The 24861-nt window shown below is 71.4% G+C and carries 22 protein-coding genes and 7 tRNA genes; 10 read left to right on the top strand and 19 right to left on the bottom strand.

Annotated elements, in window-relative coordinates; genetic code table 11:
• The first annotated feature begins 126 nt into the window (after window positions 1-126).
• Window positions 127-852: a 3'-5' exonuclease gene (locus BIV24_RS02570; protein ID WP_071364464.1), complete on the top strand. Its 726-nt coding sequence runs from the start codon at window positions 127-129 to the stop codon at window positions 850-852.
• A gap of 124 nt (window positions 853-976) precedes the next feature.
• On the opposite strand, the gene BIV24_RS02575 is transcribed toward BIV24_RS02570, so the two are convergent.
• The 3 genes from BIV24_RS02575 to BIV24_RS02590 form a co-directional block, all read right to left on the bottom strand.
• A tRNA-Val gene (locus BIV24_RS02575) sits at window positions 977-1048 on the bottom strand.
• 64 nt (window positions 1049-1112) lie between these two features.
• Entirely contained in the window at window positions 1113-1559 is a 447-nt protein-coding gene (locus BIV24_RS02580; RefSeq protein WP_071364465.1) for an SRPBCC family protein, read from the bottom strand.
• An 859-nt stretch (window positions 1560-2418) separates the two neighbouring features.
• Window positions 2419-2490: transfer RNA gene (locus tag BIV24_RS02590), tRNA-Val, on the bottom strand.
• A gap of 432 nt (window positions 2491-2922) precedes the next feature.
• Between BIV24_RS02590 and BIV24_RS02595 the strand changes: the two genes are divergently transcribed.
• Together BIV24_RS02595 and BIV24_RS02600 are read left to right on the top strand one after the other, a co-directional pair.
• Window positions 2923-3336, top strand: a complete 414-nt coding sequence (locus tag BIV24_RS02595; protein ID WP_003959770.1) for an SsgA family sporulation/cell division regulator — start codon at window positions 2923-2925, stop codon at window positions 3334-3336.
• 310 nt (window positions 3337-3646) lie between these two features.
• Window positions 3647-4204, top strand: a complete 558-nt coding sequence (locus tag BIV24_RS02600; protein ID WP_071364467.1) for a CGNR zinc finger domain-containing protein — start codon at window positions 3647-3649, stop codon at window positions 4202-4204.
• 128 nt (window positions 4205-4332) lie between these two features.
• On the opposite strand, the gene BIV24_RS34130 is transcribed toward BIV24_RS02600, so the two are convergent.
• Window positions 4333-4485, bottom strand: a complete 153-nt coding sequence (locus BIV24_RS34130; RefSeq protein WP_177198606.1) for a hypothetical protein — start codon at window positions 4483-4485, stop codon at window positions 4333-4335.
• Window positions 4486-4647: 162 nt separating this feature from the next.
• Window positions 4648-5094 carry a hypothetical protein gene (locus BIV24_RS02605; RefSeq protein WP_071364468.1) on the bottom strand — a complete coding sequence of 149 codons (447 nt, stop codon included), beginning with the start codon at window positions 5092-5094 and terminating at the stop codon, window positions 4648-4650.
• A gap of 236 nt (window positions 5095-5330) precedes the next feature.
• Between BIV24_RS02605 and BIV24_RS02610 the strand changes: the two genes are divergently transcribed.
• The gene (locus tag BIV24_RS02610) at window positions 5331-5852 is read left to right on the top strand and encodes a DsbA family protein (protein ID WP_071364469.1); all 522 of its coding nucleotides are present in this window, start codon (window positions 5331-5333) and stop codon (window positions 5850-5852) included.
• A gap of 3 nt (window positions 5853-5855) precedes the next feature.
• Here the strand turns inward: BIV24_RS02610 and BIV24_RS02615 are convergent, their stop codons facing one another.
• The 3 genes from BIV24_RS02615 to BIV24_RS02625 all read right to left on the bottom strand — a co-directional run bounded on the left by BIV24_RS02615 (window position 5856) and on the right by BIV24_RS02625 (window position 8796).
• A complete protein-coding gene (locus tag BIV24_RS02615; RefSeq protein WP_071364470.1) occupies window positions 5856-6677 on the bottom strand; it encodes a GNAT family N-acetyltransferase in 822 nt (273 codons plus the stop codon).
• Between the two features lie 137 nt (window positions 6678-6814).
• Complete coding sequence (locus tag BIV24_RS02620; protein WP_071364471.1) at window positions 6815-7636, bottom strand: aminotransferase class IV; 822 nt, start codon at window positions 7634-7636, stop codon at window positions 6815-6817.
• Between the two features lie 122 nt (window positions 7637-7758).
• Complete coding sequence (locus BIV24_RS02625; protein WP_071364472.1) at window positions 7759-8796, bottom strand: chorismate-binding protein; 1038 nt, start codon at window positions 8794-8796, stop codon at window positions 7759-7761.
• A 177-nt stretch (window positions 8797-8973) separates the two neighbouring features.
• On the opposite strand from BIV24_RS02625, the gene BIV24_RS02630 reads away from it, so the two are divergent.
• The 5 genes from BIV24_RS02630 to BIV24_RS02650 all read left to right on the top strand — a co-directional run bounded on the left by BIV24_RS02630 (window position 8974) and on the right by BIV24_RS02650 (window position 9462).
• A tRNA-Gly gene (locus tag BIV24_RS02630) sits at window positions 8974-9046 on the top strand.
• Between the two features lie 39 nt (window positions 9047-9085).
• Window positions 9086-9159 (top strand) — tRNA-Cys (locus tag BIV24_RS02635).
• Between the two features lies 1 nt (window position 9160).
• Window positions 9161-9232, top strand: a tRNA-Val gene (locus tag BIV24_RS02640).
• 43 nt (window positions 9233-9275) lie between these two features.
• Window positions 9276-9347 (top strand) — tRNA-Val (locus BIV24_RS02645).
• A 43-nt stretch (window positions 9348-9390) separates the two neighbouring features.
• Window positions 9391-9462 (top strand) — tRNA-Val (locus BIV24_RS02650).
• A gap of 45 nt (window positions 9463-9507) precedes the next feature.
• Here BIV24_RS02650 and BIV24_RS02655 read toward each other — a convergent pair.
• From BIV24_RS02655 to BIV24_RS02665, 3 genes are all read right to left on the bottom strand, one after another.
• Entirely contained in the window at window positions 9508-9765 is a 258-nt protein-coding gene (locus tag BIV24_RS02655) for a TFIIB-type zinc ribbon-containing protein (protein WP_079167958.1), read from the bottom strand.
• A 74-nt stretch (window positions 9766-9839) separates the two neighbouring features.
• Window positions 9840-10781 (bottom strand): phosphotransferase family protein, encoded by a 942-nt coding sequence (locus tag BIV24_RS02660; protein WP_071364474.1) that lies wholly within the window; start codon window positions 10779-10781, stop codon window positions 9840-9842.
• Between the two features lie 223 nt (window positions 10782-11004).
• The gene (locus tag BIV24_RS02665; RefSeq protein WP_071364475.1) at window positions 11005-11214 is read right to left on the bottom strand and encodes a hypothetical protein; all 210 of its coding nucleotides are present in this window, start codon (window positions 11212-11214) and stop codon (window positions 11005-11007) included.
• Window positions 11215-11914: 700 nt separating this feature from the next.
• Between BIV24_RS02665 and BIV24_RS02670 the strand changes: the two genes are divergently transcribed.
• Window positions 11915-13228, top strand: coding sequence for a serine/threonine-protein kinase (locus tag BIV24_RS02670; RefSeq protein WP_071364476.1), 1314 nt, complete (start codon window positions 11915-11917; stop codon window positions 13226-13228).
• Between the two features lie 49 nt (window positions 13229-13277).
• Here BIV24_RS02670 and BIV24_RS02675 read toward each other — a convergent pair whose 3' ends face one another.
• The 8 genes from BIV24_RS02675 to BIV24_RS02710 all read right to left on the bottom strand — a co-directional run bounded on the left by BIV24_RS02675 (window position 13278) and on the right by BIV24_RS02710 (window position 24433).
• Window positions 13278-14096: a TrmH family RNA methyltransferase gene (locus tag BIV24_RS02675; protein ID WP_071364477.1), complete on the bottom strand. Its 819-nt coding sequence runs from the start codon at window positions 14094-14096 to the stop codon at window positions 13278-13280.
• An 82-nt stretch (window positions 14097-14178) separates the two neighbouring features.
• Window positions 14179-15411 carry a uroporphyrinogen-III C-methyltransferase gene (gene cobA, locus BIV24_RS02680; RefSeq protein WP_071364478.1) on the bottom strand — a complete coding sequence of 411 codons (1233 nt, stop codon included), beginning with the start codon at window positions 15409-15411 and terminating at the stop codon, window positions 14179-14181.
• Window positions 15412-15563: 152 nt separating this feature from the next.
• Complete coding sequence (cobT, locus tag BIV24_RS02685) at window positions 15564-19286, bottom strand: nicotinate-nucleotide--dimethylbenzimidazole phosphoribosyltransferase (RefSeq protein ID WP_071364479.1); 3723 nt, start codon at window positions 19284-19286, stop codon at window positions 15564-15566.
• Between the two features lie 344 nt (window positions 19287-19630).
• Entirely contained in the window at window positions 19631-20842 is a 1212-nt protein-coding gene (cbiE, locus tag BIV24_RS02690; RefSeq protein WP_071364535.1) for a precorrin-6y C5,15-methyltransferase (decarboxylating) subunit CbiE, read from the bottom strand.
• A gap of 128 nt (window positions 20843-20970) precedes the next feature.
• Window positions 20971-21609, bottom strand: coding sequence for a GNAT family N-acetyltransferase (locus BIV24_RS02695; RefSeq protein WP_071364480.1), 639 nt, complete (start codon window positions 21607-21609; stop codon window positions 20971-20973).
• A gap of 145 nt (window positions 21610-21754) precedes the next feature.
• Complete coding sequence (locus BIV24_RS02700; protein ID WP_071364481.1) at window positions 21755-22591, bottom strand: MetQ/NlpA family ABC transporter substrate-binding protein; 837 nt, start codon at window positions 22589-22591, stop codon at window positions 21755-21757.
• Window positions 22592-22667: 76 nt separating this feature from the next.
• Entirely contained in the window at window positions 22668-23402 is a 735-nt protein-coding gene (locus BIV24_RS02705; protein ID WP_071364482.1) for a methionine ABC transporter permease, read from the bottom strand.
• Complete coding sequence (locus BIV24_RS02710) at window positions 23399-24433, bottom strand: methionine ABC transporter ATP-binding protein (RefSeq protein ID WP_071364483.1); 1035 nt, start codon at window positions 24431-24433, stop codon at window positions 23399-23401. The genes BIV24_RS02705 and BIV24_RS02710 overlap by 4 nt, the downstream gene beginning before the upstream one ends.
• Window positions 24434-24861 lie beyond the last annotated feature (428 nt).

A 24861-nucleotide genomic window follows, 5' to 3' on the forward strand; every position in this document is an offset into this window, starting at 1 on the left:
TGAACTGCAAAGACCCGTACTCCTGTTGTGTCCTTCCGGCGTACGGGGCAAACAGGCCGGGTATCAGCAGACCGGGGCAGCAGACGGTGCGTCAACTGCCAGGAATGTGTGAGGGGTTGTTTGCGTATGACGTGCTGGTACGAGGGCCCCCTGGCCGCTTTCGACACGGAGACCACGGGCGTGGACGTCGAGACCGACCGGATCGTGTCGGCCGCCGTCGTCGTCCAGGACGCCCCGGGCATCCGGCCGCGGGTGAGCCGCTGGCTGGTGAATCCGGGAGTGCCGGTGCCCGCGGCGGCGACGGCGGTGCACGGGCTGACGGAGGAGCATCTGCAGCGCAATGGCCGCTGGCCGTCGCCGGTGACGGAGGAGATAGCCAGGGAGCTGGGTGAACAGGCCGCGCTGGACCGGCCACTGGTGGTGATGAACGCTCCGTTCGATCTGACGCTCCTGGACCGGGAGTTGCGCCGCCATCGCGCCTCCTCGCTGGACCGCTGGTTCACGTCGGCACCCCTGTGCGTGCTCGATCCGCGGGTCCTCGACAAGCACCTGGACCGCTACCGCAAGGGCCGTCGCACGCTCACCGATCTGTGCGCGCACTACGGGGTCGAGCTGGAGGGAGCCCATGACGCGGCGGCGGACGCGCTGGCCGCATTGGAGGTCGTCCGGGCGGTGGGGCGCCGTTTCGCGGCCCGCCTGGAGCGGCTGACACCGGCGGAACTGCACACCCTGCAGACGGGGTGGCACGCGGCGCAGGCGCGGGGTCTGCAGGCGTGGTTCGCACGCAGCGGCACTCAGGAGCAGGTGAACCCGGCGTGGCCGCTGCGTCCGGAGCTTCCGGCGGCGGCCTGACCATGGGACAACCGCCTCACCGCGCTCACGCGAAGCCCCGGTCCGGCGCGACGCAGTCGACGCGACCACGACGAGGGTGGCATCCGCTCGCGCTTACTGCGAGCAGATACCACCCTCGGTCTTGTGGGCGATACTGGGTTCGAACCAGTGACCTCTTCGGTGTGAACGAAGCGCTCTCCCACTGAGCTAATCGCCCGGGAACGCACTGAACAATACAGGTCCCTGCGGGGTCCGTTCAAACCGCTTCGGTGCAGCCGTCTTCACACCGCTTCGAGATATGCCCCAAGTCCCCGCCGGCCGGCGCGCATCATCAGCCGGTGATTGACGCGGAAGACCGGCCGCCCCGGCACAGCGAACCGCCTGAGCAGGGGCTTGTTCACGTCCACGACCTGGTCGTAGCGGACGAGAGCGCCGGAGCCCGCGGCCGTGACCGTCCAGCGGACCCACCCCTCGAGGTCACCGGAGAGCGTGGCCTCCAGCACCCCGGCGGCCGGGTCACACCGCGTCCGACGTGCGCTGAAGGCCATGTCGTACGGCAGCAGGGAACGGATGGTGATCACGGCGCTCGCATCGTCGACCCGGGTCACCGCGCGGACTTGCGGCCACCAGCGGGGGTAGTCCTCGGCCCGTTCCAGCGCGGCGTACACGCGATCGGCGGGGACGGGCAGAGCCCACACGCAGCGGAAGCGGTAGTGGTTCCAGTCCATGCGCCGAGTCTGCCGGTTCAGGCGTGGCCGCGCGGGATCGGAGCACGGGCCTGCGTACGCACACCCTTGCGACGTGACGCGTGCCACACAGGACGTCGTGCCCCACCTGCCGCCCCCTGCCGAGGAGTTACGCATCCTCGACGCCGGGCCTGGTCACCCCGATGACGCCGGCCCGGACGCTGCCCTGACTCAAATTCCCGGCGTCCCCATGGAACTTGAGGCCGAACAAACACCCCCTTGTCATGCTTCTGAAGAAATCCGACGGCACACCGGAATACGTCCGGCGGATTTCCATGGGCAGCCTGAGCCTGGAGCTTTCCCAAAGGGCAACGTAATCCTGGAAGTCGGTATCCACATTGACTCTCTGGTACTTCTTTTCGAAGAGCCCGCTGGACCGGTTACTCCCCTTCTACCGCTCATCGGCATCCCGCCAGACATAGCGGATCGTGACCGTCCCGTCCCGCGCGGCACCGTTCCACCTGGACCGGCGACCGTGTCGAGCCCCAGTGCCGCCACCGAGGCACCGGCCGCCTTCAGGACGTCCGCCGCCCAGCTTGCCGGTCTCCCGGATGGTGAACCCCCGAACGGCACCGCGGCAGCCATCGCGGACCACTTCAGGCAGGCACTTCGCCGACGCAGGGAGGCGCAGGCCTGCTGGGCTCGCCAACAGGGTGGGCGCGCAGGTCGAGGGCCGCTGCATGGGGCGGTCGACGCATGTATCGAGGAGCGGCGCAGAGACGGTCGCCGCGCTCTCGCCGCCCGTGCGGGCCGGGCTCCCGGCACGCACGGCGCCGACACGGCACGCGAAGAGGACGGCGTGGCCGGGACCGTTCCCGAGCACACGCCGCCCTCGATCTTGTGGGCGATACTGGGTTCGAACCAGTGACCTCTTCGGTGTGAACGAAGCGCTCTCCCGCTGAGCTAATCGCCCGGGCGCAGGAAGAACATTACCCCATGTCAGCGGGTGCCCCCGACCATGTACCCGATCACCGGCCCCTGATCACCGTTCCCTGACGATCCGGGGCATCGCGAGGCCGAAGCTCCAGGCGCAGGCACCACCTCCGGACGCAGTCGAGCGCAGCACCGACCGGACCCCGGGCCCGAGTGTCCGGTGCGGCTTCGACTTCTCCACGACCACGGCACCCCACCCACCCTGTCACTCTCCGCATTCACTGCCCAATCCCTACCCATGAGAATCCAGTCACCGGAATGGGCGCATCACGCAAACGTCATCTCGGCCGGATGAGCTACGTAAAGACAGGCAAAACACTCAGAGGGGTTTACAACGGCACCGTAGGTGGCATGTCGATTTCGCCGACGTGCGAATCCCCGAGCGCACACTGAGCGAAAGGCCCTGGCGCTTATGAACACCACGGTCAGCTGCGAGCTGCACCTGCGCCTCGTTGTGTCGAGCGAGTCCTCACTGCCTGTTCCCGCAGGACTGCGGTATGACACGGCCGATCCCTATGCCGTGCACGCCACCTTCCATACCGGAGCCGAGGAGACCGTCGAGTGGGTGTTCGCCCGCGACCTCCTCGCTGAGGGCCTGCATCGGCCCACAGGAACCGGTGACGTCCGCGTCTGGCCGTCCCGTAGCCACGGTCAGGGCGTCGTGTGTATCGCCCTGAGCTCCCCGGAGGGCGAGGCCCTGCTCGAGGCCCCGGCGCGGGCCCTGGAGTCGTTCCTGAAGCGGACGGACGCGGCCGTGCCGCCCGGTACGGAACATCGCCATTTCGATCTCGATACGGAGCTCTCCCACATCCTGGCCGAGAGCTAGCGCGAGATCCTCAAGCCGCCCGGCGCCGTCCACTCGGGGAGACGGCTCGGGCTGGGACAACCGCATACGGCACATCCGGGCGCCGTCGCCGCGAGCCATCGCGGAGGCGGCGTCCGGATGTGTGCACCGAGGGTGACGGGAAAGAGTCTTGCCGTGACCAACCGGTCGGCCGCAGGCGTCACAGAGCGTTGCGGCCGTCATGCGATGCGTTCCCGACCCGGCCTGTGGCGGTCCCGTGCCGACGGGGATGCCGCTAGGCTCGGCCAGCATCAGCGGGCGCCCGCCCGACCCCCAGGCCAGGGAGCGACACGTGCTGATCACCCACGACACCCGGTGCGCGCTCGACCTCGTGGTGGATCTGGTGAACACCGCACCCGAGGGCGACGACGCCGAGGGTCTCCCGGATATCGCCGCCCTCGACGACTTCGCGCGCGAGCACGATCTCAGCGATGTCGGCGCCCTGTCGGAGTTCGATCTCTCGGCGGTACGCAAGATCCGCGGGCGGTTCGCCGCCGTCTTCGCCACGACGGACGCCCGGACCGCGGCCGGCCTGATCAACGAACTGGTCGCGGCGGCGGGGACCACGCCCCGGCTGACCGACCACGACGGCTACGACTGGCATGTGCACTACTTCGCGCCCGGCGCTTCCGTCGCCGATCACATCGCCGCGGACTGCGGGATGGCACTGGCGTTCTTCGTGGTGGCCGGGGAGCAGGAGCGGCTTCGCCGTTGCGAGGCGCCCGACTGCCGACGCGCCTTCGTCGACCTCTCCCGCAACCGTTCCCGCCGCTACTGCGACAGCCGCACCTGCGGAAACCGCCTCCATGTGGCCGCGTACCGGGCACGCCGGAAGGAAGCGGCCGGCTGACGAGAGTGCGGCTCACGGATGGCACCGGTCGCGGCAGGGCGGCGCGGACAGCCCGTCGTCGCACGCGTTCCGGGTCGGCGGGGCTGACGGAGCCCTCGGCGGGTGACGCCACGGGCTCCGCATACGGCTCAGAGCAGCAGCAGGTCGTGCAGTGATGCCATGAGCAGCAGGCAGCCGATCACCGCAAGGAAGATCATCAGCGGTGGCTGGGAAAGCGCGAAGAGACAACCCCGACGCTCCTCGGGAGGAGCAGCGGTGTCGCTCTGGGTTCTGTCCAGCATCTCGCGGCGATCATGACGCAGCCGGAACCCGCCATGCGATCAACACGCCCGGAACGACGGGGAGTTCGCCAATCGCGCGTAGCGAAAGGCGTCCCCGTGCGCGCCCCCTGCGATCGTCGAGCGCCCCCGCCCGGTCGCTGTGTCGCTTCCGTCCTCAGTTCGTCATATGCCGTGCTTCTTGAGGATGGCCTCGATGTCGCTGAAGTCGTCCGCGGCAGAATCGGACGCCCGCGGCGCGGCGGCGGGCCGGGCCGCCGGGCGGGAAGGGGCGCCCAGCGCCGGCGCGGAGGCCGAAGGAGCCACCGCCTCGCCCTGCCCGGCCTTCGCAGCCTTGCGCTCCTTGCGGGTCCCGCCGCCCCGGCGCTCCACGGCCCGTGTGGTCGCGAACAGCAGCCAGGCAACGCCCAGCACGCCGAAGCCCGCCCATGCCGTGGGACTGAACGCCGTGTGGGCAAGCCAGCCCACGGCTCCCGTCATCACCAGGCCGATGGGCACGAGTGCGTACGCGGCTGTACGCCCTGCCCTGTGGAAGCGCTTGCGGTAGGCCATGACCGCGGCGATACCCAGGCCGGCCACGGAGACGGCGGAACAGACGGTCTCGGCAATCATCCGGTCCTCCAGGCGGTGATCGGTCGGGCAGGGCGGTTCGTCTTTTCCATCCTGCACCGCCCGGCCCCCCGTACGCCATGATCCGGGCGGACCTCAGGGACATCTCCGGGTCGGCTCCTCCTCAGGGTGCGGACCCGTCTCTCCACCTCCGACCTCACTGGACCCCACGTCTCCACCACCCGGGCCGGGGCCGACCGGTGTGGGGTGCGGTCCACGGTGCTGGGAGACTGGTGGCCATGAGTGACTCCTCCGCCGCACACACCGCCGCGCCCGTCCTGGACGTCTGGTGCGATCTCCAGTGTCCCGACTGCCGCAGCGCCCTCGACGACCTGCGTGCGCTGCGCGCCCGCTACGGCGACCGGCTGGAGCTGCGGCTTCGGCATTTCCCGCTGGAGAAGCACCAGCACGCCTTCGCTGCCGCGCAGGCCGCCGAGGAGGCACTGGCGCAGGGGCAGGGCTGGCCCTACGTCGAGGCCTTGCTGGGCCGGGTCGAGGAACTGGACCGCAAGGGAGAGTCCTTCCTTGTCGAGGTGGCCCGCGAACTCGGTCTGGACGCCGAGGAGTTCGACACCGCGCTGATCGACGGACGGCACATCCTGATCGTCGACGCCGACCAGGCCGAGGGCAAGGCGATCAAGGTGACCGGCACTCCGACGTACGTCATCGGCGGTGAGCGTCTCGACGGCGGCAAGAGCCAGGCGGGGTTGCGCGAGCGCATCGAGGAGATCACGGACCGGCTGCTGGCCGAGGGCGCGTGAACCTCAGGTCAGCGTCTTGTGCAGGTGGTACTGGGTCGTCTCGTAGCCCAGTGAGGCGTAGAGCCGTTCGGCCGGGATGTTGCCCGCGAAGACGTGGAGGGCGATGCGGTCCTTGCCGGCCTCGGCCGCCTGTGCCTCCGCGAGGAGCATCAGCGTGCGACCGTGGCCGCGGCCCCGCTGTTCCGCGTGGACCTCGACGTCGACCACGAACGCGGTCTGCGGACGCAGGCTCAGCCACAGGGTGCCGACCGGGTTCCCCTCCTGCTCCAGGACGCTGATCAGCGTGTCCGTGGTGGCCAGGCCGTCCGGCAGGAACCGCGCGTAACTCCCGTCGGCCTTGGCGTACGCCTCGGTCTCGGGCACACCCCGCCCCGTCAGACTGCGCACGAAGCGGTCCCGGTCCTGTGCCAGCCAGGGCCCGTACTCGACCTCGGTCAGGGGCCGGGCGACGTTGCCGGACGGCAGGGGCGGGGTGACATCTACGCGCTTGGCCATGTTCCGGCTGCGTACGACGTACCCGAGGGCCGTCGCCAGCCGGAGCGCCGCCTCGGCGTCGCCGGGTACCGACGCCTCGATGCGCTTGCAGCCCCAGCCGCGTACGACCTCCTCGCAGGCGAGCGCGGCCACGGTGCCCCTGCCCCTCCTGCGGTCCGGTTCCTCGATGCGCAGGTCTTCGATGCGGGCCACCCCCGGCCCGTACTCGGGGTGCGTGGACAGCCGCAGGCCGCCGACCGGCCGGCCGTTCACGCACACCTGGAAGCGCCGGGAACGCGTCCCGTCCGCGTTGTGCCGAAGCGGCTCGGCCGGCCGCAGGGTCGTGGTCATCAGGGGTGTTCTACCGTTCCCGGGCAGTGAGCGGAAGTGAGTCCGCACACGGGCACGCCTCGAACGGTTGTGGGCGCTCCCCGGAAAGCAGAAGCCGGCCCCCCGCGTGGGCCCGGGTCAGCCGAATTCCGGTGGCTTTACGGATCGAGGTCGTCCCCGGATCGCTCAACGAAGATCTGCATGGCCTTCGCGGTCACCGGGCCGGGTGCGCCCGGCAGTTCGCGGCCGTCGACCCGGTGCACGGCCTGCACGTCCCGGAGCGTCGACGTGAGGAAGATCTCGTCCGCGTGCTCCAGGACGTCCAGCGGGAGGTCGGTCTCCCTGGCCCCGGTCCACTCGACGGTGAGCGCGCGCGTGATGCCCGCGAGGCAGCCGGAGGCCACCGGCGGGGTGTGGACATGGCCGTCGAGGACGACGAAGACGTTCGACCCGGTGCCCTCGCAGAGCCGCCCGAGTGTGTTCGCGAACAGCGCCTCCGAGGCCCCCTGTTGGGAGGCCCGGGCGAGGGCGACGACGTTCTCGGCGTACGACGTGGTCTTGAGTCCGGCCAGCGCGCCGCGTTCGTTGCGGGTCCACGGCACGGTGATCACGGCGGTGGAATCGGGACGCCGGGCGGTCTCCCCGAGGGCGACCACGAGGGTCGGGCCGGTCGTGCCGCGGTCGGAGCCGAGCGGGCCGTGGCCGCCGGTGTAGGTGATGCGCAGGCGCCCGAGCTGCATCGGGTTGGCCTCCAGGACGGCGGCGCAGGCCCGGCGGACCTCGTCGAGGTCGGGGTCCGCAAGGCCCAGGCCCCGCGCCGAGCGGGTGAGCCGGTCTAGGTGGCGGGTCAGCGCGAACGGCCGACCGCCCGTGGCCTTGACGGTCTCGAAGATGCCGTCGCCGACGGTCAGTCCGTGGTCGAAGACGGAGACGTGGGCGGACTCGGTGTCCTGCAGCCTGCCGTCGAGCCAGAGCTTCACTGGTCTTACCTCACAAGATGGTGGCGGAAGCGGCATCCGACACGCCGGCGCCACCGGGGGCCGGCCCGCGGCGTGACCGCCGTCGGATGCCGCGTCCCCGGACGGCACAGCATGTCAGGGGGTCATCCCGGTCCGCAGTCCTGGTGCTCCCCCGACGCTATCGCGAGCAGCCGGGCGGCCTTCAGCTCGGTCTCGTGCCATTCCCCCTCGGGGTCGGAGCCCCAGGTGATGCCCGCACCGGCACCGAAGCGCAGGACGCCCGCCGCCCTGTCGATCCAGAAGGTGCGGATGCCGACGGCCAGCTCCCCCACACCCCGGTCCGCGTCGACCCAGCCGAGGCCGCCGCAGTAGGGGCCGCGGGGCGCGGTTTCCAGGGCGTCGATGATCCTGAGGGCACTGGACTTGGGGGCGCCGGTGATCGAGCCGGCCGGGAAGGTGGCCGCGAGCAGCTCCGGCCAGCCGGCCTCCGCGCGCAGCTCGCCGCGGACCGTGGAGACGAGGTGGACCAGGCCGGGGTGCTTCTCGGCGGCGCACAGATCGGGGACGGTCACGCTGCCGGTGGCACAGACGCGCCCGATGTCGTTGCGGACCAGGTCCACGATCATCACGTTCTCGGCGTAGTCCTTCTCCAGGAGGTCCGCCTCCGTGCGCCCGGTGCCCTTGATCGGGCCGGACTCGACGACCCGGCCGTCGCGGCGCAGGAAGAGTTCGGGGGACGCGGTGGCGATCTCCACGCCGTGCTCCGGCAGGCGGATCGTTCCCGCGTACGGCGCCGGGTTGCCGCGCGCGAGCAGGGCGGTCAGGGCGTCCACGTCGGCGTCGGACGCGATCGGGGCGGAGAGCACGCGACAGAGGTTCACCTGGTAGACCTCGCCCGCCGCGATGTGCTCGCGGATGCGTCGCACCCCCGCCGTGTACATGGCGTGGTCGAGCGAGGACGTCCAGTCGCCCGCCGTCGGCCCTCGCCACCCGCCCGGCCGGGGCGCGGGCACCGGCTCCTCCCGCACCTCCCGGAAGCGAGCACAGGTCAGCCGTCCTTCATAGTCCGCGCAGACGGCCCAGAACCCGGTGGAGTCGAGCGCCGCGGGGTCGCTGGTGACATCGAGAAGACCGGTGGCGACACGGTCGCCGAAACGAGCAAGGGGAGGGAGATCGAGCACGCGGCCGAGTCTAGGTCGAGTGTCCTGCGGGCGGCCTGAGGATGTCCCCCAGGTGCCCTGACCACGTCCTCGAGCGGGCGCAGCGCAGCACGCTGCACAAACGCGTTTTTGTGCTGGCCCAGGAATCCGCTAGAGTTCAACACGTCGCCGGGACGCGGAAGCGGACCGAAACGACAGGCGGACGTAGCTCAGTTGGTAGAGCGCAACCTTGCCAAGGTTGAGGTCGCGAGTTCGAGCCTCGTCGTCCGCTCGAAAGAAGCAGGGGATCCTCCCGATCCTCTGTACTCCTGGTGGAGTGGCCGAGAGGCGAGGCAACGGCCTGCAAAGCCGTCTACACGGGTTCAAATCCCGTCTCCACCTCCAAGGACGATTAGCTCAGCGGGAGAGCGCTTCCCTGACACGGAAGAGGTCACTGGTTCAATCCCAGTATCGTCCACTGGTCCACACGGATCCGTGCCATCGGATCCGCTGGGATCCCCGCGCGATTAGCTCAGCGGGAGAGCGCTTCCCTGACACGGAAGAGGTCACTGGTTCAATCCCAGTATCGCGCACGCAGTACTCACGGTCGTCTCGTCGGGACGGTCGTGGTCCCGAGGACGATTAGCTCAGCGGGAGAGCGCTTCCCTGACACGGAAGAGGTCACTGGTTCAATCCCAGTATCGTCCACACATCGAAGCCCCCGGCCTTGTGGCCGGGGGCTTCTGCGTGGGCTCAGCTGGAGAACAGCATGTGGCCGAAGCTCTTGTGGCGGTGGTGGTCGTAGTGGCCGTGACCGCCGTGCGGGGCGCCCCAGGCGGGAGCCGCCGGATAGGCCTGCGGGGCAGGCTGCGCCCACTGGGCCTCCACGCGGGTCAGGGCCTCCAGCTCCCCGTAGTCCAGGAAGATGCCGCGGCAGCCGCTGCACTGCTCGATCTGAACGCCGTTGCGGTTGTACGTATGCATCGGCGCATGACACTTCGGACACTGCATGGTCGGCTCAACTCCTCGCCGGTCGGTGGTGCTTCGCCAGATAGAGACTCGCTCCAGTCGTGGCCGGTTGCAGCCTACGTCGCACATCCTCGCGTCAACTCCGGCGGAATGGTGCCCATTCGGACACAGGCGTCGACCACGGCCTGCTCCACCTCGTCCAAGGGGCGCTCCGCCGCGAAGGACTTGACGACGGCCAGGGCCGCCGTCTGCACGGTGAGGGCGCGAGCGGGGACGTCGAGGGCGGGCCAGGGGTCGCCCGCGGTGGGGACGGCCGGGCCGCCCTCCTGCCGGTACGCAGCAAGGAAACGGGTCCACTCGTCGGGCGGCAGCAGACCGCAGGCATACCAGGCCGCCGGGCGGGCCAGGTCCCAGGCCGGGTCGCCCACACCCAGGTCGTCGACGTCGATGAGGCGCCAGGGGCCGGTGTCCACGGGATGACGTACGAGCTGGCCGAGGTGGAGGTCTCCGTGGCAGAGGTGCCGCGCGGAGGGCAGGGGGGACTCGGCGCGGGCCCAGGCCGGGAGGGCGGCCCAGGCACGGAGCACGGGAGCGGCGGCGGGGTGGTGGCCCAACGCGCGAAGGCGCCGGATCGCGCGGGCGGCCTTGGCGGGGCCGCGCATGGCGGGGAGACCGGCGGGGGCCGGGGCGCGGTGCAGCCGGGCGAGGAGGCCGGCGGCCGCCTCCCAGGGGGCGGCCCGAGGAGTTTCGGGGTCCACGGGGATGCCGTACGGCCAGAAGGTCACCAGGCGGCCGTGGAGGGTGACGGGCGTGGGATCAAGAGGGGCGAGGAGGACGCCGGGGAGACGGGCCGCGACGGTGAGGCGGAGAGAGAGCCCGGCGGGATCGGCGCCGGGGGCATGGGCCTTGGCGACGGTGTTGCCGTGGCGGACGACGGTGGCGTCGTCCCCGCGGTCGGCGAGGACCGCGTCGGGGGCCGGGCAGCAGCAGTTCGTGCCGGGTTTCGCGTGCACTGCGGCGCGTGCTGTCGCGGTGAGCGCGGGCAGAAGTGCGTTCACGGGCTTCCCTGAGTGGGTCTGAGGCTGTGTCGGGAAGCGTACGCGGACGGGGGCAACCGGTGTTCGCGCGGTGCGGGCAGGGGAGCCGGTGGCGACAAAGACAACGCCCGCGCAGCTCCCCAGCTGCGCGGGCGTCGATAGCCGTCCGCCGCACCCCCGTCCCCACGGGGTTTCATGGATGGATGTCCCCGCCCGGACCGCTCTTCCGGGCCCGGGGCGCCGCTCAGCGCCCCAGCATCACTCCCACGGACGACGCTTGTGTGACCACTGCATCCCAGCCGCCGAAGACGTACACGAGCAGGGCCGCCAGGGGAAGGACCATCGCGGTCGCCACCAGCGGGTGACGGCGGCCGGCGTGGCCGGTGCCGAACGCGGCGCCGTACATCTTGCGTCCCTGCGTGCGGATCAGCGCCCGCGGTGCAGTCTGGGCCATGGTCCCTCTCCCGACCGTTGTGCCGTTGTCCTGGCAGCGGCGAGTGTCCGACCTCGGGGGACGAGTGCTGCACCCGCCGCTTGACCTCAAATCTAGGAGCCGGGCGAACCAGGGGCGTCATGCCCTCGTATCGATTGCCGGGCCTCCCGGAGGATGAGCCATGACCTGTGGCGTACTCCCCTGGGTGGAGACGAGGGCCCAGAACTCGGGGTACTCCCGGAAGGGACGTCCGATACGCCCTTTTAGCCAGGAATCGTCCCTCCGTGAAACCGGCTGTTCCACCGGTGGCGGCGCCCAGTTCGACCCGAAGTGCACCCCGTGCCCAACTCCCCTCCCCCGCTGTCCGGAGGACCTCGGACACCCCCACTGGGTGACTTCGGTCACTTCCATGACGCCACTGTGTGCCGATGTCTCCACCTGGTGGGCCACCCCGCCCGCCACCGCCCCGGATCATCGCGCCATGCGCCCGATGTTCACGGCCACCTCCGCACGGTCGTCCGTCACGGGTTCAACCCGCCTTCCACTTCAGGAGGTTGGAATGACAGTCCATGTACAGCCGTCACGTCCGCACTTGCCCTGACCATCTGTCAAGTACCCCACCAGACACTGACAATCGATCGGGGCGAGAGGGCGCGGCCTCTGCGCGCACCCGGCCGTGGAAACGTAAGCTGTGGCTCATCAGACGGACCGGGCAGCGGGGATGGACATGGCGATGATGCGCCTGAGGCGTGAGGACCCGCGTGTCGTCGGCTCGTTCAGGCTTCACCGGCGGCTCGGCGCGGGCGGGATGGGCGTCGTCTACCTGGGTTCCGACAAGCGGGGCCAGCGGGTCGCGCTGAAGGTGATCCGTCCGGACCTGGCGGAGGATCAGGAGTTCCGGTCGCGGTTCGCGCGCGAGGTCGCGGCTGCACGGCGGATCCGCGGCGGCTGTACGGCACGGCTCGTGGCCGCCGATCTGGAGGCGGACCGCCCGTGGTTCGCCACGCAGTACGTGCCCGGGCCGTCCCTGCACGACAAGGTCGCCGGGGAGGGGCCCCTCACGGCCGCCGAAGTGGCCGCTGTGGGTGCCGCCCTCTCGGAGGGACTGGTGGCGGTGCACGAGGCCGGGGTCGTCCACCGCGATCTGAAGCCGTCCAACATCCTGCTGTCCCCGAAGGGCCCGCGGATCATCGACTTCGGCATCGCCTGGGCGACGGGCGCCTCCACGCTCACGCACGTCGGCACGGCTGTCGGCTCGCCGGGCTTCCTCGCCCCCGAGCAGGTGCGCGGAGCCGCCGTCACCCCCGCCACGGACGTGTTCTCGCTGGGCGCCACGCTGGCGTACGCGGCGACCGGTGACTCGCCTTTCGGACACGGCAGCTCCGAGGTGATGCTCTACCGCGTGGTGCACGAGGCGCCCCAGTTGCACAGCGTGCCGAACGCGCTGGCCCCACTGGTCCACGCCTGTCTGGCGAAGGACCCCGAGGAACGGCCCAGCACCCTCCAGCTCTCGCTCCGGCTCAAGGAGATCGCGGCCCGGGAGGCCCAGGGACTCGCGGACGTACGGCCGCCCGGCCGGCGTGGCGAGCCGGACCGTCCGTCGGGGCGGCTGGCGGAGCAGTACGCCGAGCAGCGCACCGTGCGGCGTACGCAGGGTCCGGGCACTCCCCCGCCCCGTAGCAACGGCTCCCGCTCCGGGGCACGTCCGACGCCGACGCCGACGCCGCGCGCCACGAACCGCTCCGGTTCCCGGCCCGCACCGCGCAGCGGAGCCGGACGGCCGGCTCCCCGGACCACCGGGGCCGGGCGGCGCCCGGCCAACCCACGGCTGCTGCGCCAGCGGCTGTTCGTGTTCGTCGTGGTGACGCTGCTGGTGGCATTGGGCATCGCGGCGGCCCAGGGCTGTCAGGGGCCGGCACGCGGACTGGGCGACGAAGGCGTACGCAAGGACGGACGGCCGGAGCAGGCCTACGCTCCCCTGCCCGGCGACCCGACGGCCGCGTACTCTCGCGGCAAGCCGAACCAGGACGGCTGAGCGGCGGCCCGCGCCTGCCGTCCGCGATGCCCCGGCCGGCCCGTCCTGCTCAGAGCCGGGGGCGTCCGGTGGCCACCGCGTAGAAGGCGACGGCGGCCGCCGCGCCCACGTTGAGGGAGTCGACACCGTGGGCCATGGGGATGCGGACCCATTCGTCCGCGGCGCCCAGCGCCCGGCTGGACAGGCCGTCGCCCTCCGCGCCGAGCATCAGTGCGACGCGCTCCATCGTGTGCGGCGCCGTCTCGTCAAGGGTCCTGGCCTTGTCGTCGGGGGTGAGCGCAAGGAGCGTGAAGCCCGCCCCGCGGACCGATTCCAGGCCCCCCGGCCAGGTGTCGAGGCGCGCGTACGGCACCGAGAAGACCGCGCCCATGGAGACCTTCACGCTACGGCGGTAGAGCGGGTCGGCGCAGTCGGGCGACAGCAGGACCGCGTCCATGCCCAGGGCTGCCGCCGAGCGGAATATCGCCCCGATATTGGTGTGGTCGTTCACGGATTCCATGATCGCGACGCGGCGGGCGGTCGCCAGGAGTTCGTCTGCCGTCGGCAGCGGCTTGCGCTGCATGGAGGCGAGCGCGCCGCGGTGCACGTGGTAGCCGGTGACCTGCTCGGCGAGTTCCGGGCTGACCGCGTACACCGGGGCCGGGAGCTCCTCGATGACGTCCCGCATGACGTCGACCCACTTCGCGGACAGCAGCATGGAGCGCATCTCGTAGCCGGCGTCCTTGGCCCGTCTGATGACTTTCTCGCCCTCGGCGATGAACAGGCCCTCGGCGGGTTCGCGCTTGCGGCGCAGCTCCACGTCGGTCAGGCCGGTGTAGTCGCGCAGGCGCGGGTCGTCGGGATCCTCAATGGTGATGAGTTCGGCCACAGCGTGATACTGCCTTGTCCTGGATGCGGTGCCAACGGCTGGAATGGATCGGACTGCCCCGGGTGACCACGGGTTACCCGGGTTACTCAGAGGGTCGCGGAGTGGTCCTGACGACCTCGCCGATGACGATGACCGCCGGAGGCTTCACGCCCTCGGCCCGTACGGTCTCCGCGACCGTCGCGAGGGTCGCGTCGACCCGGCGCTGGGCGGCCGTCGTGCCCTCCTGGACCAGGCCGACGGGGGTGCCGGGCGCCTTGCCGTGGGCGATGAGCGTCTCGGCGATCTTCCCGATCTTGTCGACGCCCATGAGGACGACCAGCGTGCCGGTCAGCTTCGCCAGCGACGGCCAGTCGACCAGCGAGCGCTCGTCGTCCGGGGCGACATGACCGCTGACCACCGTGAACTCGTGGGCGACACCGCGGTGGGTGACGGGGATCCCGGCCGCGCCCGGCACCGAGATGGAGCTGGAGATGCCCGGGACCACCGTGCAGGGTATGCCCGCCTCGGCCAGCGCCTGGACCTCCTCCATGCCACGACCGAAGACGAAGGGATCACCGCCCTTGAGACGGACGACCGACTTGCCCTGCCTGGCGTGTTCGATCAGCGCGTTGTTGATGGCCTCCTGGGCCATGAAACGGCCGTACGGGATCTTCGCCGCGTCGATCACCTCGACGTGCGGCGGGAGTTCGGCGAGCAGGTCGCGGGGGCCGAGGCGGTCCGCGATGACGACGTCGGCCTCGGCGAGCAGGCGGCGTCCGCGCACCGTGATCAGGTCCGGGTCGCCGGGGCCACCGCCGACCAGTGCGACACCGGGGGTGCGAGTGCGGTGGTGCGGAGCGACGAGTGTGCCGTCGCGCAGGCCCTCCACCACAGCGTCGCGGACGGCGGCGGTGTGACGGGGGTCGCGGCCCTTGGCGTCGGTGGTGAGGACGGCGATCGTGACACCCTCGCTGTGGCCGGCGGCCGGGGTCCAGGCGGTGGCCGCGTCGGCGTCGTCGGAGCGCACGCACCACACCCGGTGTGTCTCGGCCTCCGCCGAGGCCCTGGAGTTCGCCTCGGGGTCGTCGGTGGCGATGAGGGCGTACCAGGCCTCTTCCAGGTCACCGGGCCGGTACGGGCGCTTCAGCCAGGTGATCTCACCGGAGTCCGCCATGGCCTCGACCGACGGGGTCGCCTCGGGGGACACCAGGTGGACGTCCGCGCCGGCCGCGATCAGCGCGGGCAGGCGGCGCTGGGCGACCTGACCGCCGCCGAGGACGACGACGCGGCGGCCGGAGAGGCGGAGCCCTACGGGGTACGGAGGATGTTCGGCCATGGAGGTGCGGCTCCTCTTGCGGCGGTGCGGTACCAGGCCTCTGCGGCTGTGAAGGGGCCCTGAGGTGGGAATTTTATGCGGTTCTCGTCAGCGCCCGGCCGGCCGGGGGCCGAGCGCTGTCGCCGAGCCCCCGACCGCAGGCGTCCGGGACCCTACCTCTCGGTGACTCCCGCCGAGTCGAACGTCGCCACCTCGTGCATCGCCCTGGCCGCGCTCTGGACCAGCGGCAGGGCCAGGAGCGCGCCCGTGCCCTCGCCCAGGCGCAGGTCCAGTTCGACCAGGGGGCGCAGGCCCAGCTTGTTGAGCGCCGCCACATGGCCCGGCTCCGCGCTGCGGTGGCCGGCGATGCACGCCGCGAGAACCTCGGGGGCGATCGCGCGGGCCACCAGCGCGGCGGCACCTGCGCTGACACCGTCCAGGATCACCGGCGTACGCAGGGACGCACCGCCCAGCAGCAGGCCCACCATCGCCGCGTGCTCCAGTCCGCCGAACGCCGCCAGGACGCCGATCGGATCGGCCGGATCCGGCTGATGGAGTTCGATGGCACGGCGCACGACCTCCGTCTTACGGGCCAGCGTCTCGTCGTTGACGCCCGTGCCGCGGCCCGTCACCTCCGACGGGTCGGTGTCGGTGAAGACCGAGATCAGCGCGGCCGAGGCCGTCGTGTTCGCGATGCCCATCTCGCCCGTGAGCAGCGCCCTGTTGCCCGCCGCCACCAGGTCGCGGGCCGTCTCGATGCCGACCTCGATCGCCTGCTTGACCTCCTCACGGGTGAGCGCGGGACCGGTCGTCATGTCCGCCGTGCCCGCACGGACCTTGCGCGGCAGCAGGCCCGGGGTGGCGGGCAGGTCGGCGGCCACGCCCACGTCGACGACGCAGACCTCGGCGCCCACCTGGTTCGCGAAGGCGTTGCAGACCGCGCCGCCGCCGAGGAAGTTGGCGACCATCTGGCCGGTCACCTCCTGGGGCCAGGAGGTGACGCCCTGGGCGTGCACGCCGTGGTCCCCGGCGAAGATCGCGACGGCCGCGGGCTCCGGAATCGGGGGCGGGCACTGCCGGGACAGGCCGGACAGCTGCGCGGAAATGATCTCCAGCATGCCGAGTGCGCCCGCGGGCTTGGTCATCCGCTTCTGCCGCTCCCAGGCCTCGCCGAGGGCCTTGGCGTCCAGCGGGCGGATCCCCGCCACGGTCTCGGCGAGCAGGTCGTGCGGCTCCTCGCCGGGCAGCGCGCGACGGCCGTACGTCTCCTCGTGCACGACCCACGACAGCGGGCGGCGCTTGGACCAGCCCGCCTGCATCAGCTCTGGCTCCTCCGGGAACTCGTCGACGTACCCCATGCAGAGGTAGGCCACGACTTCCAGGTGCTCGGGCAGGCCGAGGGCGCGGACCATCTCGCGCTCGTCGAAGAAGCTGACCCAGCCGACGCCGAGGCCCTCGGCACGAGCGGCGAGCCACAGGTTCTCGACGGCGAGCGCGGAGGAGTACGGGGCCATCTGCGGCTGGGTGTGCCGGCCCAGGGTGTGCCGGCCGCCGCGGGTCGGGTCGGCCGTGACCACGATGTTCACCGGGGTGTCGAGGATGGCCTCGACCTTCAGTTCCTTGAACTGTTTCGCACGGCCCTTGGGCAACGACTTGGCGTAGGCCTCGCGCTGACGCTGGGCCAGTTCGTGCATCGAGCGGCGCGTTTCGGCGGAGCGGATGACGACGAAGTCCCAGGGCTGGGAGTGACCGACGGACGGCGCCGTGTGGGCCGCCTCCAGGACGCGCAACAGCACATCGTGCGGGATCGGGTCGCTGCGGAAACCTTTGCGGATGTCGCGGCGCTCGCGCATCACCCGCAGCACCGCCTCGCGCTCGGCCTCGTCGTATCCGGGCGCCGCCGGGCCGGTGGACTCTCGCACGTCTTCCCCTGCTGCCGTGCTCTCTTCCTGATCGGCAGCCCTGGTGTCCAGGTCCTCCGCCTGCTGTGCGACCACGGATTCCGGGTCCACGAAGGGCGCTTCCGGGGTGGGCGCGTCGCCGTCGCGGGGGGCCGGAACGGTGGGGACGGGCTGTTCCGCGGCCGGTGCGGCGGCCGCGGGCTCCTCCTCCTCGGGGGCGGCCAAAGCGGGCTCCTGAGCGGCCGGCTGCTCGTCGGCGGTGAGGGGTGCCACGCTCAGGGCGTGCGGCGGGGTCGGGGCCATGTGCTCAGCGGGCGGCATGGTTCCCTCCACGGGCACGACCTGGCCGAGCGACTCGGGCGCCTCGGACTCCTCGGACTCCTCGGGGGCACCGGCCGGCTCATCGGCGTCGGACTGTTCGCCGGGCACCTCGCCGGCGGACTCCTCGGGCGCTGCGGCCGGCGCCGCGACTCCGTCCGGCACGGGCCGGCCGGGCTCGGCGCCCTCGGGCTGTGCTTCCTCGGCGGCGAGTTGCCGCGCGGCGTCCGGGAGCTGGACCACGGTGTCCGCGACCGGGGCGGACGGGTCGGCGGTCTGCTGCTCGGCCGCCTGCGGGTCCGGTACGGGGCTGACGGCCTCGGCCTGGTCCTGGGCGGGCGCGTTGGGCTCGGAGGCCTGCGCGGGCGTAATGGGCTCGGAGGCCTGCGCGGGCGTAATGGGCTCGGAGGCCTGCGCGGGCGTAATGGGCTCGGAGGCCTGCGCGGGCGTAATGGGCTCGGAGGCCTGCGCGGGCGGCGGAACCGTGAGATCGGTGGACGCGGGGACAACGGCGTCCTCGGCCTGCTGGGGCGCGACCGCGTCGGCCTCCGCCGTGTCGTCCGACGGCTGAGGCGCGTTCGACTCGGCGGCGACGGGCGTGGCGTCCGGCGCCTGCGCGTCCACCGCGGGCGCGGCCTGCGGATCCTGGGGGGTGACCCGGGCGGACGATCCGTCCGGCGCCGGCGGTTCCGTTACGGCGTCGGTGGCCTGCGCGACGGCAGGGGCCTGCCCGGTCTCGGCGGCCGGTACGGCGTCGGGCGCACGGAGAGCGCCCTCGGGCACCGGCACGACGCGCGCGGCGTCCACGGGCGACGCGGCCGGCTGTACCGCCATGGGCGCGGCCTGGCCGTCCTGCGGCACGCCCGGAGGCTGCGGCAGCTCCGGGCCGGCCTGCGCTCCGGACGGCTGAGGTGTCTCGGCGGCGACCGGAACGGCCTGCTCCTGGAGCGGCTCGGGCGGGGCCACGGGTGCGGCGGCCTCGGGTGCGACCGGTACCGCGATCGGCTCGGACATGGCCACCGGCTCGGCCGTGGCCACCGGCTCGGCCGTCGGCACCGGCTCGGCCGTCGGCACCGGCTCGGACGTGGCCACCGGCTCGGCCAGGGGCGCCGGAGCCGCCGTTTCCACGGGGATCCCCTCCTGGCCGGCGGGCGGGGCGGGCTGCGCCTGCGGCGGGGCGCCCCACGGCACCGCTCCCTGTGGGGAGGTCTCCCCGAACTGCGGCACGTCGAGGTACTCGGGGCCGGTGGTCGGCGGACCGGAGGGGCGCAGCGGGGCGTTGGCCGGACCTCGGTCCGACAGCGAACGCACCGCGCTGAAGGAGGCACTCGGCGTGGGCGGGCCGAGGTGCAGCGGACGCGGCGGGGTCGGCTGCGGCGCGGACGCCGGAGGGGGCGTACGGACCGCACCGAGGTCGACCGAGCCGCTGTCCCGTCCGGCCGTCTCGTGCGGGCCGGGCTCATGGCCGAACGGCGCCGGGGCCGGGGCGGGCTGCGGCACCTCGTTGCCCCATGCGCCGTGCTGGCCGGGCATCAGGAGCAGGTCCTCGTCATCGGCGGTCGTGGCGTCGGAGGGGTCGAGGTAGGCGTACGCGCCCGGCGCGAGAACGCCTGGCTGCTCCACCATGCCTGCGTTCTCCGGCAGCCCCTCGCCCGGGACCTGGCCGGTGTCGGTCATGCGTATCCCTCGCCCATCGGTTAGTGCTCCTACGACCAGCTCGCCCGGAACGACGCGCCGACCGCCCGCAGTGAAGAACGAGCGTGCGTGCCCAGCGGCACGAACGACCCGCCAACTATGGCGGCAAAGCCGTCGACTGGCATTGTCGCGGCCCTCCCGCCGTCGCGGCAGCTTGATCCGCCACAGCCCGCTGTGGACTGCGCCACGTTGCGCGCTCTCCGGTTCTGCGGTACCACACTCGCCCCAAAAGGAGTGTGCTTTCCGGACATTGACTGACGAAGCGCCGGATCACCCGAGTGAGGTACAACAATCCGCCAGCCTACCGCGCCGGTAGGGCACCGAAATCACGGGGAGCGTTCGGGCAATCGCCCGCTGAGCAGGAACGCGACGCTCCGTTCCTTCTCCGCCCAGGCCCGCGTGTCGAGTTCGACGGACTGCAGCAGCGCGCACTCGACGTCGTAGCCGTGCTCGGACAGGTCCCGGCCCATCAGTTCGGCCGCGTCGCGGGTCGCGGCGTGCGCGACGATGCGTTGCGCACGACGGTCGGCGACGGCCGAGACGACCGCGGCTCCCCCGCCTCCGACGCGTACGACGTCCGGTTCGGGCAGGTTCTCCAGGATGTGCGGGGCGGTGCCGTGCACGACCTGGAGCTGGACCCCGAAGTGGCGCGCGGCGCCCGCCGTGCGGCCGCAGGCGTCCGGGTCGCGGTCGACGGCGATGACGGCGGCCCCGCAGCGGGCGGCCTCCACGGCGAAGGCCCCGCTGCCCGAACCGATGTCCCATACCAGGTCGCCGACCCGGGGGCCGAGCCGGGCGAGTTGGGCGGCGCGCAGCAGATCCGTCTCGCCTTCGCCGAGTCCGCCCCCGTACGCCTGAGCAGGCAGCGTCCAGCCGCGCGGTCCGGCACCCGGATCACGGCCGGCGATCCAGCCGCTCCCGTCGGCCGCGGTCACGGGTCCGCCGATGACGATGACGACATTGGGGTCGCGCCAGGTGTGGTCGGCCGCGTTGTCGGAGGTGACGACGGAGACCTGTTCGCGTTCGGTGCCGAGTTCCTCGCAGATGACGAAGGTGCGGTGGACCCCGTCGAGGAGCAGGCCGAGTTCGGCGGGCCCGGCGCCGGGTGAGGTGAGAACGGCGACTTTGGTGTGGGCGCGGCATACGTTCACCGCGCGTCGCAGGGTGCGTCGGTGGGCGACGACCACCTGTGCGTCGTCCCACGGCATTCCCGCGCGCGCGAAGGCGGCGGCCACCGAGGAGACGGCCGGGACGACTTCGACCTCCAGGCCGAACTCGGGAGCGCGCAGGGCGCGTACGACACCGAAGAAGCCCGGGTCTCCGTCGGCGAGGACCACGGCGGTGCCGCGGTGGGCGGCGATGCGGCGGGCGGCGAGGGCGATGCTGCCGAGGCGGATGCGCTCGGCCGTCCCCGGTACTTCGGGGAGGGCGAGATGGTGGGCGGCGCCGGCCACGAGCGTGGCGGCCGACAGGGCGGAACGCGCCGCGGCGGTCGGTGGCGAGCCGTCCCAGCCGATCACCGTGACCCGGTCGGCCATCGTCATCAGCCTCCAGGAGGTTTGCGCAGGTCGTCAGGGGGCAGCCCGCATGACGGGCTCCGTGAGGGTACCTGGTTCGGCTGCGTGCACCCGCGCGGGGCCCGGCCGGTGGGAGCGGTCCCCCAGTGTCAGTTCCAGTTCGAGAACGACGTGAAACCACCGATGTCGGCCAACTCCTCGCTGACCGCGTCGAGATCCTCCGGCAGCAGGCTCCACACGATGAAGTCGGTCCGTACGTCCGTCCAGGTGCCGTCCTCGGTGTGGACGTGCACTATGCAGGCGTTGCGCAGGACGCCCTCACTGATGCAGCCGATCCTCTGGGCGACCTGCTGGGAGGCGGTGTTGTCGGCCGCCGTGCGCACTTCGATCCGCTCGAACTTCTGCTCCTGGAAGAGCCATTGAGCGATGGCCAGGGCCGCCTCGGAGGCGTAGCCCTCGCCGCGGGCCCAGGGGGCGATGATGTACGACAGCTCGGTGGAGCGGATGTGCCAGTTGGTCTTGGTCAGCTGGACGATCCCGACCAGGCGCTGGGTGAGGAACTCGGTGACGGCCAGATCGAGGCCGCGGCCCGACGTGCGCTCGGCCGGGGCGTACTCGGTGACCCAGGAGCGGGCACCCTCCTCGGTGAAGGGCTGGGGGACGTCGGTCCAGGCGGCGACCTGTTCGTCGTTCATCATCTCGGCCAGAGCGGGGACGTCGTCCTCGTCCAGGGGACGCAGCACCAACCGCTCCGTGCTGATGGAGATGTTGGGGAAGGTGCTCTTCATGCGCCGCTCCGTAACCTTCGGAAACCGTCAGGGCCTGCTGAACTGCCCAGCATGCAGCATCGACGCACCCGACCGCACCACGGGGTCCTCCCCCACCCTGTGCGGGAGGACCCCGTGCGCGGCGGCAGGCCGGTGGGCGCTTCGATCAGAACGCCGGGACGACCGCGCCCTCGTACTTGTCCTCGATGAACTTCTTCACCTCGGGCGACGTCAGCAGCTTGGTGAGCTTCTTGACGCGCGGGTCGTTCTCGTTGCCCTTCTTCACGACGAGGATGTTCGCGTACGGGTTGTCCTTGGCGGACTCGGCGGCTATCGCGTCCTTGGCCGGGTTGAGCTTGGCCTCCAGTGCGAAGTTGCTGTTGATCACCGCGGCGTCGACATCACCGAGGGAGCGCGGCAGCTGGGGCGCCTCGAGCTCCTTGAACGAAAGGTTCTTGGGGTTGTCGGTGACGTCCTTGGGGGTCGCCTCGTAGCCGACGCCCGCCTTCAGTTTGATGAGGCCGTTCGCCTCCAGCAGCTTCAGGGCGCGGGCCTCGTTGGTGGTGTCGTTCGGGACGGCGACCGTGGCGCCCTTCTTGAGGTCCGCGAGCTTCTTGACGCTCTTGGAGTAGACACCGAGCGGCTCCAGGTGCACGGCCCCGCCGGGCACCGGCACGATGTCCGTGCCGTTCTTCTTGTTGAAGTCGTCGAGGTACGGCTTGTGCTGGAAGTAGTTGGCGTCGACCTGGCCCTGCTGCACGGCCGTGTTCGGAGTCACGTAGTCGGTGAACTCCTTGACCTCCAGCTTGAGGCCGGCCTTCTGTGCCAGGTGGTCCTTCACATAGGTGAGGATCTCGCCCTGGGGGTTGGGGGTGGCGGCGACCGTCAGGGGGGCGTTCGCGTCGGCCTTGCCGGAGTCGGAACCCGAGCCGCAGGCGGAGAGCCCGAAGGTGAGAGCTCCGGCGGTCAGGACGGTGACGGTGATCTTGGCGGTGTTACGCACGAAAAGTGCCTTTCCTTGGGGTGGTGCGCCCCCGCTTCATGAACGGGGGAGTCCGGGGGCCTGAAGTGCCGGGGCTTCAGGCGGCGTTGCTCACGTCGGCCGCCGGCTGCCTGGCCTTCAGCAGCCGCAGCGTCGGCGCCTGACCGGAACGGCCGCCGCGCCGGTGCAGGGAGCGGGCGGCGAGGTCGCCGGCGAACTGGATGACGGAGATGACCACGGCGAGGATCGCCACGGTGATCCACATCAGCTGGGTCTCGAAGCGCTGGTAGCCGTAGCGGATGGCGATGTCGCCCAGACCGCCGGCGCCGACCGTGCCGGCCATCGCGGAGTAGCCGATGAGGGTGACGACCGTGGTGGTGGTGCTGGAGATCAGCGAGGGCAGGGACTCGGGGACGAGGACCTTGCGCACGACCGTCCAGGTGTTGCCGCCCATCGCCTGCACGGCTTCGACGAGCCCGCCGTCCACTTCACGGACGGACGTCTCGACCAGGCGGGCGAAGAACGGGATAGCGCCGACGGCGAGCGGCACGATGGCGGCCTCGCGGCCGATCGTGGTGCCTGTGATCCAGCGGGTGAAGCCCATCAGGGCGACCATCAGGATGATGAACGGCATCGAGCGGGCGATGTTCACCACCTGCCCGAGCACCTTGTTGGCGACGACGTTCTGCAGCAGGCCGCCCCGGTCGGTGAGGACCAGCAGGATGCCGAGCGGGAGTCCGGCGACGACGGCGATGAGCGTGGACCAGCCGACCATGTAGAGGGTGTCCCAACAGGCCTGGGACAGCAGGGGCTGCATCTCGGACCAGGTCACTTGGCACCTTCCTTCACCAGCGCGGTCTCGGGGCTGACGACGTCGACCTGGAGGCCCTGCTCGCGCAGGAAGCCGATGGGTACGACGTTGTCCTCGTAGTGGCCGGGCAGTTCGATGCGCATCCGGCCGACCTGGAGGCCGCCGACGGTGTCGAGGGCGGCGCCGAGGATCGATATGTCGATGTTGTAGGTGCGGGCCAGCTGCGAGATGACGGGCTGGGTGGCGGCCTCGCCGTGGAAGGTGACGTCGACGACGGTCCGGTCCGGGCCGGAGGCATCGCCGTCGACCGGGAAGAGCGCGGCGGCCAGTTCCGAGCCCGGCGTGGCGAGCAACTCGCCGACCGTGCCGGACTCGACAATGCGGCCCATTTCCATGAGCGCCGCCGAGTCGCAGATCGACTTCACGACGTCCATCTCGTGCGTGATGAGCAGGACGGTCAGGCCGAGCTCGCGGTTCAGGTCGCGCAACAGCTGGAGGATGGAGCGGGTGGTCTCCGGGTCCAGGGCGCTGGTGGCCTCGTCGGAGAGCAGCACCTTGGGGTCCCCGGCCAGGGCGCGGGCGATGCCGACACGCTGCTTCTGACCGCCGGAGAGCTGGGCGGGGTAGGCCCCCGCCTTGTCGGCGAGGCCGACCAGGTCGAGCAGTTCGAGCGCCCTGCGGGAACGTTCCTTCCCAGACTTTCCGAGGATCTCCAGGGGGAGCTCGATGTTGTCCTGCACCGTGCGTGAGGACAGCAGGTTGAAGTGCTGGAAGACCATGCCGATCCGGCTGCGCGCCCGCCGCAGCTCCTTGCCGGCGCGCGGCCCGCGGCCGGCGAGGGCGGTGAGGTCCTGTCCGGCGACGGTGACCGTTCCGGAGGTGGGACGCTCCAGCAGGTTGACGCAGCGGATGAGCGAGGACTTGCCGGCGCCGGACTGGCCGATGACGCCGTACACCTCGCCTTCGCGGACGTGCAAATCAACACCGTCGAGGGCGGTGACCTCGCGGCCCCGCGAGCGGTAGACCTTGGTGAGGCCCGATGTGGTGATCACGTGGGTTTCCGTCACTGTCGAGTGCGCGGCGCATCGCGGGCGCCGGGCACGGCGTTCATGGTCGGGTACAGCCAGAACGCAGCACGGTTCTCGCACGGGTGCCGGAGGCGGGGAGAGAAACGTGCGCGCAAGGGAGGGGCTCGGCCGCGTGCGCCGGGTGATCCGGACGCGGGGTGCGGAGACGAGCAGGCTCTCGCTTCGGGGCGCGAGGCTCAGATGGTGCAGGGGCCCTCTAGAAGGCGCACATTCGACGCGCAGGACGCATACAACGAGCACCGGGCGTCATGGTCGCCTCGGTCGCAAGGGCGCGGCTGCTCGTCGTGGTCATGGGCGCAAGTAAAGCAGACGCACAGCCGGGGGCCGCGACCGCTGTCCGAATGATGGACGGCCGTGGACAGCTTTCAGGCGTGCCCCAAGCCCCTCACGGC

Source organism: Streptomyces colonosanans, from assembly GCF_001866645.1.
GTDB lineage: Bacteria > Actinomycetota > Actinomycetes > Streptomycetales > Streptomycetaceae > Streptomyces > Streptomyces colonosanans.

What these genes read in the sequence shown, in the direction of transcription:
- BIV24_RS02570 (WP_071364464.1), top strand. Translation starts at nt 127, where the DNA reads ATGACGTGCTGGTACGAGGGCCCCCTGGCCGCTTTCGACACGGAGACC.
- BIV24_RS02580 (WP_071364465.1), bottom strand. Translation starts at nt 1,559, where the DNA reads ATGGACTGGAACCACTACCGCTTCCGCTGCGTGTGGGCTCTGCCCGTC.
- BIV24_RS02595 (WP_003959770.1), top strand. Translation starts at nt 2,923, where the DNA reads ATGAACACCACGGTCAGCTGCGAGCTGCACCTGCGCCTCGTTGTGTCG.
- BIV24_RS34130 (WP_177198606.1), bottom strand. Translation starts at nt 4,485, where the DNA reads ATGCTGGACAGAACCCAGAGCGACACCGCTGCTCCTCCCGAGGAGCGT.
- BIV24_RS02605 (WP_071364468.1), bottom strand. Translation starts at nt 5,094, where the DNA reads ATGATTGCCGAGACCGTCTGTTCCGCCGTCTCCGTGGCCGGCCTGGGT.
- BIV24_RS02610 (WP_071364469.1), top strand. Translation starts at nt 5,331, where the DNA reads ATGAGTGACTCCTCCGCCGCACACACCGCCGCGCCCGTCCTGGACGTC.
- BIV24_RS02615 (WP_071364470.1), bottom strand. Translation starts at nt 6,677, where the DNA reads ATGACCACGACCCTGCGGCCGGCCGAGCCGCTTCGGCACAACGCGGAC.
- BIV24_RS02655 (WP_079167958.1), bottom strand. Translation starts at nt 9,765, where the DNA reads ATGCAGTGTCCGAAGTGTCATGCGCCGATGCATACGTACAACCGCAAC.
- BIV24_RS02665 (WP_071364475.1), bottom strand. Translation starts at nt 11,214, where the DNA reads ATGGCCCAGACTGCACCGCGGGCGCTGATCCGCACGCAGGGACGCAAG.
- BIV24_RS02670 (WP_071364476.1), top strand. Translation starts at nt 11,915, where the DNA reads ATGGACATGGCGATGATGCGCCTGAGGCGTGAGGACCCGCGTGTCGTC.
- cobA (WP_071364478.1), bottom strand. Translation starts at nt 15,411, where the DNA reads ATGGCCGAACATCCTCCGTACCCCGTAGGGCTCCGCCTCTCCGGCCGC.
- cobT (WP_071364479.1), bottom strand. Translation starts at nt 19,286, where the DNA reads ATGACCGACACCGGCCAGGTCCCGGGCGAGGGGCTGCCGGAGAACGCA.
- cbiE (WP_071364535.1), bottom strand. Translation starts at nt 20,842, where the DNA reads ATGGCCGACCGGGTCACGGTGATCGGCTGGGACGGCTCGCCACCGACC.
- BIV24_RS02695 (WP_071364480.1), bottom strand. Translation starts at nt 21,609, where the DNA reads ATGAAGAGCACCTTCCCCAACATCTCCATCAGCACGGAGCGGTTGGTG.